Source organism: Salimicrobium salexigens (assembly GCF_900156705.1).
Lineage (GTDB): Bacteria > Bacillota > Bacilli > Bacillales > Halobacillaceae > Salimicrobium > Salimicrobium album.
In genome coordinates, this window is record NZ_FTOK01000005.1 from 1 (window position 1) to 12,453 (window position 12,453).

A 12,453-nucleotide genomic window follows, 5' to 3' on the forward strand; every position below is an offset into this window, starting at 1 on the left:
CTGTACGAACGAAGTTCGATTATCTTAACATCGAACAAAGGTCCTGAAGAATGGGGAGAACTCCTTGGAGATCAGGGAATCACCACAGCTATTTTAGATCGTATTCTCCATCGTTCCGAGGTTCTTCATTTTGATGATAAGAGTCACAGAATGAAGAACCGTAAGTCTTTATTTTAACCGAAAAGTGTCCAAGCCTACCGAGCAAAAAGTGTTCAGAAAGACTTGACGGTTACAAACGGACGTAATCTTCAAAGATAGAGATAACTAAGTTAGTAAAAGGTGTATGGAAATCGTATTAAGAAAGATATCATTGTTTCTTTATCTAGAAGTATATCGATGATAGAACTAAAAAACGCCCACCTCCAGTGTGAAAAAGGTGGGCAGAAATTTGTCATAGGTATACCTTTGTATACCTACGCACCTACTTGCGAATGGAGCGCTGAGCCTCTCCAAAGAGAGTCGCGTACCCCCGCGGCGATATACCGAGCGATCGAAACAGCTTGTCATACATATGGACCTCAAGACCACCTGAACCGCCCTCGGCTCGTGTGACGGTTGTAAGATCAATATCGGCTTTGTCGGCAAGCTCTTTTTGCGTGAGCGACGCCTCCATACGGGCGGAAAAGGCAGCGCTTCCCAATATCGCACCGATACCGTGGAAGAATACCTCAGTCTCCGGAAGTTCTTTGACGATGTCATCCGTACGAGTCAGGTCCTTCATCGAATCATCTCCTTCCAATTCAGAACTAGGTGAATAAACTTTTCATTTTCGATTGAAGAAAGCCTGGAATAGAAAGTAAATGATAACGCCAATTAGAAAAGACAGCAGAAGACCTAAAACATTTGCGTCTGAAGAAAAATCAGCCCCTTGAATTTCTATACCATAGAGGTTATAACCAAAAAAACTAGGAGCTTGTTTAAAATCTGTATATCCTAACAAAATCATTACTATAGGTGCAGATAAAACAACTAAAATAAAAAGAAACATAAAACATAAACCATTAAAAATACTTTTCAGGTACTTCATTAACTAGTCTCCTTCTTTTATTTTCTTGAAATTGTTCACAGCATTTTTACCGTCTGGAAGCGATGGATGTAAAAATAGTATATTAAAAAGAGATAACAAAAATAAAACCGATACATAATTTGATTCAATATATAAATTGAGTAATATTGATATAACAATTGGAAACATCGGGGTACCGTCAATAAGTTTGTGTAAAACAGTAGGGTGATCCCCGGAGGAGGGTTAGTTCTCCTCCTCACTTCCGGTCTGTGATCCATAACGCTCCTCAAATATGGCATGAAGTTCAGGGCTTGCTTCTTTGAACCCACGGAGTTTGCGTGTGGACCACTTGGTGTTGCATTCGTCGGAAACCATATAGATTACCTTTTCTACGGCTTCTTCGGACGGCAGACTGTTCATCGTCTTCAAGCGCTTCTTGAATTCCTTCATGGTGCGCTCGATGATATTTGTTGTGTAGATCATCGGCCGGATGGAGGAAGGATAATTCAAGAATGTGGTCAGGATGCGGAAGTCTTCCCTCCAGGATTTTGCGATTTTCGGATATTTCTTCTGCCACGTGTCACAGAAAGCCTCCAGTTGCTTTTCAGCTTCTTCGCTACTGTTGGACTGGTAGATCCCTTTCATATCTTCACTGATGGCGGAACGATCCTTCTTCCGGACCTTGTTCAGTGTGTTCCGTCCTTTATGGACGACACAACGCTGGACATCAGCCTTCGGATAGACGGATTTCATCGCTTCTTCCAGACCGGGAAGACCGTCGAAACTGCCGAGAAGCACCTCTTCACAACCACGACGGTAGAGGTCAGAGAGAACCTCTTCCCAGCCAAGGGAGCTTTCCTGACCGCCGACATAGAAGCCGAGAATCTCTCGATACCCGCCTTCCGTGACCCCGATGACAACGTAGACGACTTCGTTCGCTACGTCGTCCCGGCGCAACTTCAGATACGTCCCATCGAGATAAAGAACGGCATACCTTTTCTGGAGAGGACGCTCCTGCCAGGCACGGATGTCATCCATCACCACGTCCGTGATATTACTGATCGTGCCTGGGGCGTAGGCATGACCAAGAATGCGCTCGAGGAAATGTCCGATTTCACGCGTACTCATGCCTTTCTGATACATCGTGATGATCTTCTCCCCCAGCCACTGTTCATACCGCTGATAAGGTTGGAATACTTCGGTCTGAAACGCATTTCCCCGGTCTCGTGGCACCTGAAGATCTTCGATACGCCCGTATTTCGTGTCCAGTTGACGGCCGTAGCTGCCATTTTTATAGTTTTTCAATTCCGGATGTTCTTCGAAGAACTGGTTCATTTCTTCCTTCATGATCGTTTCCAGCTTCTCCTGGACGAAAGAACAGACCATATCGTCCAATTGATTTTCGAAGTTGTTTTGTCCTATACTTGTAGACATGAGGTAGGGCATCTCCTTTTACTAGTTGATTTGGTCGTTAACTATGAGGATACCCTACCTCTTTTTTTATCTTCAAGAGCTTTTACACAAACTATTGTACGTCATCTAAAATTCCTGCTCATCTTCTTCTAATAAATACCGATTTTTTTCAAATGCATTTATCAATTTCTTAATTGATTTAGTAGGTCCTGATACCATCCCTTTAGTTAGGTCTTGATTTAGACGTTGAGATTTAACTAAATTTTGTTGTGCTATTTTCATTAAATCTTCAATACTATTGTTAACTTCTTTTTTCTCACGCTTTTTATCTGGGTGGGAAAATAACACCCATAACAGAAATCTAATAAATTCAATAACAAATACGGCATACACTTTCTTAAAAAAAGACTCAACTCCCACTTCTTGTATCTATTGTCTTTAAAATGTAGACGTCAAGTCGAACTTGGGTCTTACTCATTTTTGGTGAGAAGCAGCGTGTTCCTTTTTCAATGAAAGAAGAGATTTTTTAGCTTACTGAATTCGGTAAAGCATACGCACACATAATAGTGGGAAACTGGCTCTCCCGTAGAGAAGGCGTTTCATCATTTTCAATCGATTTATTTGCCCTTCGACATATCCATTACTATCTTCGTTCATGAAGGCATGCAGGGTTGGTTGAAAGTCTGTAAGCAACCTTTTGGTAAACGTCTTTGTGAAAGGGTCCTTTCTTTGTTTTTCAAATAGAATGAGAAATCGCAATCCTTGCAAGCTTTCGAGCAAGAAGTTTTCCATCATAGACTTCTTTGCTTGAGGGACTTGTGGGGCCATTCGCTGTGAATTTAAACAAATCAATCTTTTTCGGCCGGAGACTTTTAATCATTTTTAGCATCAAAGAGATATGCCACCCGAGAAGTAAGTGATGAGCAAACTAGTGCTCATATCCGTAGGCTTGAAAATAGCTCCGTTTATACAAACATAATATTTTAGCCAATAAAAAAATTGATAACCCTTACGTCGGGGAGATACTGTCTCTGTTCCAAAACTCGTGATTTTCTGAACGTGGAACAAGACCCTTTGTATCAAAATCTCCAATCATTACAAACAGGAGAAAGTTATGATCTTGATGAACAAACAGAAATTCACTATAACACTCATGGGTTATATGAAGTTATAGCAGATGAAACCGAACAAGCATTTTCTTCTCTTGAAGATTGTTATTCTTATATTTCTGCCTTTGGCTTTGAAATAAAGGCTGATCATGTATAAAGACGTTTGATATAATGTCATTGTCTGGATGGATGGTGACAATGCCACAAACGGGCCAATTAATTGAAAAGCACTTGGGGGAATTAGTGTGAATATAAAGCGGTTTTTGTCAGCTGTTTTAACAGGATATCTCTTAATGGCTTTGATAGTGTATCTCTTTTTTGATTACTTTTCTTTAGGGCTCACTGTTGGTTTTATCTTTGGAGTTATTTTATTAGCACTTATCACAACAGTACTAAGAAAACGTATTAAATAAAGCCACAATCGGGCGCAATTCTCTAACAAGGATTAGCGCCCAATGTTGAAGAATCGGAGCCTTTTGTTGGAAAAGGGGGAAGGTAAATTGAACAAACAGACTTTTAACATAATAGGATGGATTTTACTTTTAGTAATGGGAGTATCCTGGATTGTATTTGGTTATTCGAGCTGGTATCTGTTGTTACTCCCATTATCTTATATCAGTTTTTCAATCAGTGATGGTAGCATAAAAAAATTAGGGAAACTGTCTATATCACAAGCTACTTTAATCTTGTTTGCGTTAGCGGTATCGGTGGGTATTGTATTTGGTCTAATTCAATTAGCAAATTACGTCATTAACGAAAAATTACATCTTACAGGAGTAATCAAAACAGTCAGCCAGATAATTGCTATTATTATCTCGTTATACCCTGTTAAGTTTACGTTTGGCAGCATTGTTTATAAGATATACGGTGATTCAAATGCTAATAAAACGTAAGTATTGTTATACAATATTGTGCCAGAATAGGGCGCGATTGCTGAATAAAACCATTTGCCTTAAGGCTTAGGGGGTTGCCATGAAGGCAACCTTTTTTTACATTGAATGTTCAAACAGGGTATAATCTAATTGAACAAAATATGATTGCGAATTAAGATGTTTGGAGTGTTCAGTCCATGTTCAATCTCGAATATTGTTTAACACTCTCCTAAAGCATTGAGACTGTAGAGGGAAACGAACAACCTTTATTTTAAAGCTACACTACATATGACTTATGACATCTATAAAGAAAAGGGAAAACTGGTCATTCGTAAGCAAATGACGAACGCTTTCCTACAAATGATTTGGTAATTTGAGATCTACCCTAGGATGCCTTCTTTTTGTGTTATTGAATTATTGTAGTATTGAGTTAAAGTTCCATTGTGACATTGTGTTACCAATGACTTCATGAACCATGAAGTAAATAACCAGAAGATGAGTAGATCATTCTTTGAAAACGGTAAAGGTGGCGTGAGAAGGGTACATTCCCTTCTCTTTTGTTTACTATACAAAAAGGCGGTAAAACAATGAACCAAAGTAATATTTATGATTTTCTGAACGTTGACCAAGACCCTTTATATCAAAACCTCCAATTATTACAAGTAGGGGAAAGTTATGATCTTAATGACCACACAGAAATTCCCTGTAACGCTCATGGTCTGTATGAAGTTATAGCAGAAGAAACGGAACAAGCATTTTCTTCTCTTGAAGATTGTTACTCCTATATTTCTACCAGTGGCTTTGACATAAAGACCGATCATGTATAAAAACGTTTGTTATAATGGCATTGTCTGGCTGGATGGTGACAATGCCACAAACGGGCCATTTAACGGCACATTGAAAGGTGGTATAAAAGCATATGACAACTAGTAATTCTTCAGAAAAAAGTCCTTGGTATTTAAAAAAAGGCTGGGTATATGCAATGTGCTTAATAACACCGCCAATTGGTTTGATTAATGTTTTATTGAATCGAAATCGTTGGCAACGTGATGAAAAACAATTGTATTTAGGCATTGCTATAATTATGGGCATTGTTTGGCTTTTAAAATTTTTTCCGTTTTGGGTTTCAACCGTATATGCCATTGTTGGATATTTAGTTATCCATATATGGCCTGAGAAACCTGAACAAGAAACATAGTCAAGTTTAGGCAATCGGGCGCGATTCTCTAATAAAGACTTGCGCTCAATATTGAAGAAAAGGGCCAAATTGAGGCATAAAGGAAGGGGAGCTTTTTTGCAACTGGTGAATATTGATGGGTTTCCTGATTCCGAGTTACTAAATAGAATATTGGAAATACACGAGAATATTTTTAAAGACTCTGGCACACTAAGTAGCAAGGCTTAAAATAAGTCGAAAATGGGTATCTTTGCCCACCCCATCGAAAAGGTACATTTCAAAATAGTCTAATCCCCTATAAGTCCTGAGAACAGCTCTGTTATGGGAATTTTTGAATATCATTACTTGACTTAATTTACAACATTTCGAATGTTCCTTTCACAAGGAACAGCTTTCTTGAAAAGGTACGTTTGCTGCCGTTTTGTTATTTCAAATGTACGACATATACCATCATGGCATATGTCAAATTATCTGAAGTAATTTTGACATGCTTAATAAGATGTTAAAAAGTCTGAATTAGACCTTTTCGAGGCTTTGGGTAAAAACATCCAAGGAGGAAAAGAGAGAGGGATAGATTATATCAGGAAGAAAAACGTCGTGAGCGTGGTGATATGACTCGAAAACAATATCTCGAAAAAGAACGCGACAAAACAATCGAAAAAGTAGCTGAGTTAAAGAAACTACTGGACAAAGGTGTTCAACGAAAGGAAATCATAAAAAGAATGGGAATATCTTTACCTTACTATAAGAAGTTGAAAAAACAGATTTAGGGGGATACAGGTTCATCGCCCTTATATTATGGGCGTAGCCTGCTTTCTAGGTTGTGTAAGTGGCCTGTGCTCCTTATTTTCCCAATCTTACCAGCGCTATGAACACTGGCTGGGTGACCCGTTCCTTACGCTGTATTGGAAACTCTGAGGAACGCTCTGAGTCTTAAGCAGAGACAGAGAAAAAAGCTGTTCTCTCCTCCGGAGATCTTTTTCCTGTCTTACACAGACTTATTGACGGTACCTTTCTATGACGGGCGTATGCAGTAGTATATAGCATATTTTGGAATTCAGGTTCTTGCTTATGATTTTTCTTATGTGGTTTATAATAAACTATTGTTGATACAATGCTTAAAATTAAAATTCCTATGTAAAACAGATAACCATGTAAAAACTCAATGACAAGAATTCGTTGGCTATTTCCTTTGTGGACAATATTGGTGACAAGGGAGAGAATTTGATGGGAAAGCTTAAAGCGGAGCTGAGAGAGTTGGAACAAGCACATGTGAATATCGAAGTAAGAGCATCTGCAGAAAGACTTGGTGAAATTCTGGCTGATGATTTTCGAGAAATAGGCAGTTCAGGAATAATGCTTAATAAAGAAGATTGTCTGGTGGACGGTGTAGTTTTGTCAGAAATGAGTATACATAATTATGAGGTGGAACAGTTAGCCCCTGACATTGTACTTGCCACTTACTATATTAAGGATGAAACGAGGGAAAGAAACACCTTGAGAAGTTCAATATGGAAACGGATAAACAACAGATGGCAACTGTATTTTCACCAGGGGACAGTATCTAAGTGATATAACCGATAATATACAAAAGCCTCCGGCACTTTGAAAAACGTTTCCAGCTCCCGCAAAGGTTACGGGTTATGGAAACGTTCATCTTTGGATTGCCGGGGTTTCTTCTTATGCCTGTTCCCCGTACTCCCTGATGATTTTATAAATATCGGGAGCTGATCGGTTAAGGCGGGTCGGCTTAAAGTTTTCGTTGACCCATGTATGTTCCGTACTTCCGGAGGCAATGAGTTCACCGCTGGGACGGGAAACAATTTTGTCCAGGTGATCCCTCTCTGCTTCTTCCGATACTTTCCGCACTTCGTAGACGAATTTCAGTTTCAGTGGGGAATAGTCCGCAATTTTAGTGAAAAGGACGATACAATCATCAAAAGTAGCGGAACTTTTATATCGGCAATCTACATTTGCGACAGGTAGCGAGAAGCCTTTTGTTTCAATTTCTTTATAGGCGATGCCGTAATGTCGCATGAATTCAGTGCGGGCGATTTCAAACCAGTTGATGTAATTTCCGTGATGGACTACTCCCATCCGGTCTGTGTCCTTGTAAGGGACACGGTAATTTGTTTTATGCCATTGCGCGGTCAATGGATGACCTCCCTTCCTTTATCTGGTGCCCTGTTACTTATGTTCCAACCGCTCTTTTGCCAATTCCTGAAGGCGGAATTTCTGGACTTTCCCCGTACTGGTCATAGGCCATTCCGAAGAATGAATAAAAAAGACGTGTCGCGGTACTTTAAATTTAGCGAGTCGTTCGGCGCACCACCGGGTAATATCTTTCCTCCTCAATGTTTCCCCTTCTTTTAATTCGACAAAAGCCGCTCCGGCTTCCGTTGTGAGTTTATCTTTAACGCCGACGACCTGTACTTCTTTCACTTCCGATAGATGGGAGATTGCAATTTCCACCTCTCTCGGAGAAACGAGTTCCCCGGAGACTTTAAACATTTCCTTGCTTCTGCCAAGCATTTGGATATAACCGTTCTCATCGATTTTCCCGACGTCTCCCGTTTTCAGCCAGCCGTCTTTGTCGATGGCCTGTGCTGTTTCCTCGGGTTTCTTGTAATAGCCGTGGGTCACGGTGGCGCCTCTGACCGCCAGTTCTCCCATCTCCCCGTGGGGTAAGTCTTCCCCCGTGTCCCGGTGAACGGTTTTATACTGAACGCTGCTCCCGTTAAATTCGGGAAGTCCGCTCACACCGTTTAGTTTGGGACGGCCGACGCGAGTGGCAACACGCTCCAGAGGGTCTCCGATTTCAGTAGTTACGCCTGAAGAGACGACTTCCGTCTGACCGTAACCCGTGATTATTTCAGTGATATCGAGTACATCCACGGCTTGTTGCCACGTCGACACGGGAGCAGCGGCTGCTCCACACCACATAGCAAACAATGAAGACAGATCAAATTCTTCCACCTGTGGATGGTTCAATACGGGTGTCAGCATCGAAGGAACGCAGAGATAATCGTTGGCCCTGTACCTTTCCATTAATTCCAGTGAACGTAAAGGGGAAGCCCCTAATGCGGAAACAATAGAGCCGCCGACAAAAGACATAGCGAACAAAGCTTCGATAATCGCAAAACAATGATAGAAAGGCAGGGGAGCAAAAGTAACTCTTCCATTCTCAATGGCCCGACTTAAAACAGTGCCGTAGGAACACCGGAGGAGCATGTCATCTGTCAGCATAACTCCTTTAGGATTCCCAGTGGACCCTGAGGTGTACATAATAATAGCTACTTCATCGGGATAGAGGGATAACGCCCGCTGTTTACTCAGTGCCGAAGTGGTCACCGTCCCGGCGCCTTCCAAAAAACCACCCCAGGACAGGAAGTGTTCATCGACCGGTTCTTCCCGTTCCGGGCCGAAACTGATGACTTGTTTAAGACTGCTCTGTTTTTTAAAAGAAGGAGTGGAGAATAGTTCTTTCACGGCCTCGCCGTGGTGCTTGTCTTTAATCTGCTCCTGAACAATTAAATAATGGGAGTCCGACTGTGTTAAAATGTACCCCAGTTCGTTTTTGGTTAACATAGAATTGATCGGGATAAGTACAGCACCAATCATGGATGTGGCGATCATAAGCGAAGGAAAGTGTTCATTATTGTCCATTAAAACAGCTATATGCTCTCTTCGTTTGACTCCCAGGTTCAGGAACCCTTTCGCATAAGTGAGTGCCTGCTCCCATATCTCCCGGTATGTATATTCATTATCGTGAATGTACAGGTAGGGACGGTCGGCATAGGTATGAACCGCTTTCTCAAAATGGCGGGCTACGGTGTCCCGGGGCCATACAGGGAATTGTTCTTCGATTCGATTTCTGCGTTCTTCCACACGTTCCGCTATAGAATTTGCCAAAATGATTCTCCTTCCTCTGTCCGAAGTGCTCCGTTAATGATATTTTTTAAAAGTTAATACGGCATTATGACCACCGAAACCAAAACCGTTGGATAAAGCCACTTCCACTGATCCTTTCTCTGCTTCGTTCGATACATAATCCAACGTACAGTCGGGATCGGGGTGATGCAGATTAATTGTGGGAGGAAAAGTATCGTTCTGCAGACTTTTTAGTGTGATGATACTCTCAACACCACCAGCCGCTCCGAACAAGTGTCCAGTCATCGATTTGGTAGAGCTTACTTTCAACCCGCCTGCATCGTTACCGAACAGTCCCTGGATAGCTTCTGTTTCAGATATGTCACCCGTAGGAGTCCCCGTTCCGTGGGCGTTGATGTAATCGACATCTTTTGTAGAGAGACCGGACCGCTCCAGTGCAAGTTTCATAGCTTTTTGTGCACCGAGTGGAGAAGGGCTGGTCATATGGTAAGCATCTGTTGTACTTCCGTACCCGATGATTTCGCCGACAATTTCTGCGCCGCGCTGTTTAGCGTGGTCGTAATCTTCCAGGAGCAATACCCCGGCTCCTTCAGCCATAACGAATCCGTCCCGGTCCCGGTTGAACGGCTGAGAAGCCTGTCCGGGTGTTTCGTTTTTCGTGGACATGGCCCCCATTTTTGCAAAACCGGCAAAATAAAGCGGGTTGATCGGTGCCTCTGATCCACCAGCAAGCATAACGTCCGCATAGCCGTGAGCAATGGTGTGGTAAGCCTCTCCAATGGCATGGTTACCTGTGGCGCAGGCGGAGGACGGGGAGAAACTTGGCCCTGTAAAGCCTGTTTTGATTGCAGTCAGACCGCTCGCCATATTAGTGATGGAAGTGGGCAGCATGAAAGGGGAGACGCGTTTCGCTCCCTTATCAAGCATCGTTTGATAGTTCTCCATTAAAGTATTCAATCCGCCGGCACCGGAGCCTATATAGATGCCCGCGCGATCCTTATCCAACTGTTGAAGCGGCAGGTCCGACTCTTCCAGGGCCTGTACGGCTGCCGCGTAGGCATACTGAACGAATAAATCGTGTCGCTTCGTTTCTTTGGGTTCAAGATATTCCTCACCCCGGAAATCTTCCACACAGCCTGCAATACGTGTGTTTACCTGATCGAAATCGCTCGAAGTAAGTTGTTGAATCCCGGAATTTCCGTGTTTAATGTTATTCCACAGGGTCTCCGTATCATTTCCGAGAGGGGAGATGGTCCCTGTTCCTGTAATGACCACTCTTCGTTTCATAATGCCGACCTCCTTTGCTGCTTGAGAAATTTCAGTCGATAATCTCTAAAAAGACATGTTAAATTTTATAAGAATACAATCACAATTTTATCATGAAGTCATATTGGTTTGTACATTGGCTCTATAAATGAGCTGATTATTAACAAGGAAGTTGGTATCCTTCGGAATACGGGCCTCAGACTTATTTATTCATTAATTAAAGCACCTTTCTTGTTTAAATTTTATGATAAAATAAGGAAAAGTCAGTTTGTAAAATAAATACAAAATAAAAAATAGAAAGTAGCCACTACGGAAGGTTTTACTACTCCTGAATGTTTTCCGGACAAGGCAATAGTGATTGGATAATTTTAAATGACTCGAATAACAAATATAAATGGTTTAGTAAGGAGTTTCATCCGAATGTAACTACACCCTTTTTCTGTCGATTCTAAAACGATATGAAAGGGGTAGTAAAAATATGAACACTTCATCCTTCCGGTTTTTGTGGGTTGGCCAAACGCTGGCCAATCTTGGTGATGTAATATATATCGTCGCCTTAATCTCTATTTTGTATACAACTTCACAGTCTGCTTTTTACTTAGCTCTGCTTCCGTTTGTTAATACGTTTGCACGTTTTATCAGTGGGTATCTTTCCCCCGTATTATTTAATAAATATCCATTAAAGACGCTTTTGTTCGGTTCTCAAAGCAGCAAGACGTTCTTTCTCTTTGTTTTGGCGTCTTTGACAACAACACAGCTCCGGGACTCTTTAATGCTTATCTTTTCCCTCGTTTTTGTAATCGCCTTCCTCGATGGGTGGGCTGCTCCGGCAAGCCGCGCGATGATCCCGAGGTTGGTCGATAAGAAGGAGATCGTACAAGCGAATAGTTTCTTTTCGGTAGTTTCTCAAATCGTTCAGCTTGGTGGATGGGCGTTAGGAGGTCTGCTCGTTGCTACCGCCGGAGGTCAGTATGTCATATGGCTGACATTGTTCCTTTATATCTTATCTGCGGGGTTACTGATGTTCCTGCGAGATTCGACAACTTTCCGAGTTCCTTACGAGAAATCCCCACTCCGGTCTACTTTGAAAGAAGGATGGGAGATTATTTGGCAGAACCCTATTTTCAGAAAAATCCATGTAGTGATCTTTCTCGAGTCTATAGCAAGTGTTGTGTGGATCGCTGCTATCATATACGTGTTTGTATCTGAGGTCCTTCAAAAGAATGAAGCATGGTGGGGATATATCAACACTACTTTCTTTTTAGGTCTTCTCGTTGGTGGGGTGGTTTGTACGAAGTATGCCATACGAGTTGAAAAAAACTTGAAAAAGCTATTGCTTGCTACTTCATTCATCGTAAGTATAGTAACCATATGTTTTGGGTACAATAGCCTGCCATGGATGGCCTTAGTTTTATCCGTGTTATATGGTGCCGTAGAGCAGGTTAAGTCCATAGCTATGGAAACTTATCTTCAAAAGGAAGCTTCTTCTGAAAATTTACCTAAGATTTATGGAGCCCAGGAGGCGATGACTTCACTGACATTTGGTTGTGCATCCTTGTTGTTTGGCTGGATGAGCGATGTTTTCGGTGTTTCACACGTTTTCCTTTTTGCTGGAATATTGTTGATGATAGCGGCTGTTTATCTGGCTTTATCGAAACATGTTTTTCCTGCAACTTACGTGAATGAGTTCAAAGCTTAAGTCAGCGAAGAGACTGTGCT

The 12,453-nt window shown here is 41.8% G+C and carries 15 protein-coding genes; 8 read left to right on the plus strand and 7 right to left on the minus strand.

All coding sequences use genetic code 11. From position 1 onward, the window contains the following. Positions 1 to 177: ATP-binding protein (locus BW931_RS06970; RefSeq protein WP_143541866.1), on the plus strand; the 177-nt coding region annotated here is incomplete at its 5' end. A gap of 244 nt (positions 178 to 421) precedes the next feature. Here BW931_RS06970 and BW931_RS06975 read toward each other — a convergent pair. The 4 genes from BW931_RS06975 to BW931_RS06990 form a co-directional block, all read right to left on the minus strand. Next, positions 422 to 721 carry a helix-turn-helix domain-containing protein gene (locus tag BW931_RS06975; protein ID WP_076571107.1) on the minus strand — a complete coding sequence of 100 codons (300 nt, stop codon included), beginning with the start codon at positions 719 to 721 and terminating at the stop codon, positions 422 to 424. A gap of 42 nt (positions 722 to 763) precedes the next feature. Further along, positions 764 to 1,027, minus strand: coding sequence for a hypothetical protein (locus tag BW931_RS06980; RefSeq protein WP_076571109.1), 264 nt, complete (start codon positions 1,025 to 1,027; stop codon positions 764 to 766). A 222-nt stretch (positions 1,028 to 1,249) separates the two neighbouring features. Next, on the minus strand, positions 1,250 to 2,440 hold the full coding sequence (locus BW931_RS06985) for an IS256 family transposase (protein ID WP_076571111.1): 1,191 nt from the start codon (positions 2,438 to 2,440) through the stop codon (positions 1,250 to 1,252). A 105-nt stretch (positions 2,441 to 2,545) separates the two neighbouring features. Further along, on the minus strand, positions 2,546 to 2,839 hold the full coding sequence (locus tag BW931_RS06990; protein ID WP_200802039.1) for a hypothetical protein: 294 nt from the start codon (positions 2,837 to 2,839) through the stop codon (positions 2,546 to 2,548). Between the two features lie 639 nt (positions 2,840 to 3,478). On the opposite strand from BW931_RS06990, the gene BW931_RS13375 reads away from it, so the two are divergent. The 6 genes from BW931_RS13375 to BW931_RS07015 all read left to right on the plus strand — a co-directional run bounded on the left by BW931_RS13375 (position 3,479) and on the right by BW931_RS07015 (position 7,149). Continuing rightward, positions 3,479 to 3,685, plus strand: a complete 207-nt coding sequence (locus tag BW931_RS13375; RefSeq protein WP_143541867.1) for a hypothetical protein — start codon at positions 3,479 to 3,481, stop codon at positions 3,683 to 3,685. Positions 3,686 to 4,028: 343 nt separating this feature from the next. After that, complete coding sequence (locus BW931_RS07000) at positions 4,029 to 4,421, plus strand: hypothetical protein (RefSeq protein ID WP_019375770.1); 393 nt, start codon at positions 4,029 to 4,031, stop codon at positions 4,419 to 4,421. Positions 4,422 to 4,987: 566 nt separating this feature from the next. Further along, a complete protein-coding gene (locus BW931_RS07005) occupies positions 4,988 to 5,227 on the plus strand; it encodes a hypothetical protein (protein WP_076571116.1) in 240 nt (79 codons plus the stop codon). A 92-nt stretch (positions 5,228 to 5,319) separates the two neighbouring features. Beyond that, positions 5,320 to 5,598 (plus strand): hypothetical protein, encoded by a 279-nt coding sequence (locus BW931_RS07010; protein WP_076571118.1) that lies wholly within the window; start codon positions 5,320 to 5,322, stop codon positions 5,596 to 5,598. 590 nt (positions 5,599 to 6,188) lie between these two features. Continuing rightward, positions 6,189 to 6,347: a hypothetical protein gene (locus BW931_RS13515; RefSeq protein WP_159435679.1), complete on the plus strand. Its 159-nt coding sequence runs from the start codon at positions 6,189 to 6,191 to the stop codon at positions 6,345 to 6,347. A 457-nt stretch (positions 6,348 to 6,804) separates the two neighbouring features. After that, entirely contained in the window at positions 6,805 to 7,149 is a 345-nt protein-coding gene (locus BW931_RS07015; protein ID WP_327288369.1) for a nuclear transport factor 2 family protein, read from the plus strand. A 108-nt stretch (positions 7,150 to 7,257) separates the two neighbouring features. Here the strand turns inward: BW931_RS07015 and BW931_RS07020 are convergent, their stop codons facing one another. Genes BW931_RS07020 through fabF form a run of 3 tightly spaced genes read right to left on the minus strand, consistent with a single transcriptional unit; the run spans position 7,258 to position 10,755 of the window. After that, positions 7,258 to 7,731 (minus strand): acyl-CoA thioesterase, encoded by a 474-nt coding sequence (locus BW931_RS07020; RefSeq protein ID WP_076571123.1) that lies wholly within the window; start codon positions 7,729 to 7,731, stop codon positions 7,258 to 7,260. 33 nt (positions 7,732 to 7,764) lie between these two features. Next, positions 7,765 to 9,489, minus strand: coding sequence for a class I adenylate-forming enzyme family protein (locus tag BW931_RS07025; protein ID WP_076571125.1), 1,725 nt, complete (start codon positions 9,487 to 9,489; stop codon positions 7,765 to 7,767). A 33-nt stretch (positions 9,490 to 9,522) separates the two neighbouring features. Continuing rightward, a complete protein-coding gene (gene fabF / locus BW931_RS07030) occupies positions 9,523 to 10,755 on the minus strand; it encodes a beta-ketoacyl-ACP synthase II (protein ID WP_076571128.1) in 1,233 nt (410 codons plus the stop codon). A gap of 457 nt (positions 10,756 to 11,212) precedes the next feature. Between fabF and BW931_RS07035 the strand changes: the two genes are divergently transcribed. After that, positions 11,213 to 12,433, plus strand: a complete 1,221-nt coding sequence (locus BW931_RS07035; protein WP_076571131.1) for an MFS transporter — start codon at positions 11,213 to 11,215, stop codon at positions 12,431 to 12,433. Positions 12,434 to 12,453: the final 20 nt, after the last annotated feature.

Excerpts from the sequence above, each read along its gene's own strand:
- BW931_RS07035 (WP_076571131.1), top strand. The coding sequence starts at position 11,213 with ATGAACACTTCATCCTTCCGGTTTTTGTGGGTTGGCCAAACGCTGGCC.
- fabF (WP_076571128.1), bottom strand. The coding sequence starts at position 10,755 with ATGAAACGAAGAGTGGTCATTACAGGAACAGGGACCATCTCCCCTCTC.
- BW931_RS06975 (WP_076571107.1), bottom strand. The coding sequence starts at position 721 with ATGAAGGACCTGACTCGTACGGATGACATCGTCAAAGAACTTCCGGAG.
- BW931_RS06980 (WP_076571109.1), bottom strand. The coding sequence starts at position 1,027 with ATGAAGTACCTGAAAAGTATTTTTAATGGTTTATGTTTTATGTTTCTT.
- BW931_RS13515 (WP_159435679.1), top strand. The coding sequence starts at position 6,189 with ATGACTCGAAAACAATATCTCGAAAAAGAACGCGACAAAACAATCGAA.
- BW931_RS06985 (WP_076571111.1), bottom strand. The coding sequence starts at position 2,440 with ATGTCTACAAGTATAGGACAAAACAACTTCGAAAATCAATTGGACGAT.
- BW931_RS07015 (WP_327288369.1), top strand. The coding sequence starts at position 6,805 with ATGGGAAAGCTTAAAGCGGAGCTGAGAGAGTTGGAACAAGCACATGTG.
- BW931_RS07005 (WP_076571116.1), top strand. The coding sequence starts at position 4,988 with ATGAACCAAAGTAATATTTATGATTTTCTGAACGTTGACCAAGACCCT.
- BW931_RS07010 (WP_076571118.1), top strand. The coding sequence starts at position 5,320 with ATGACAACTAGTAATTCTTCAGAAAAAAGTCCTTGGTATTTAAAAAAA.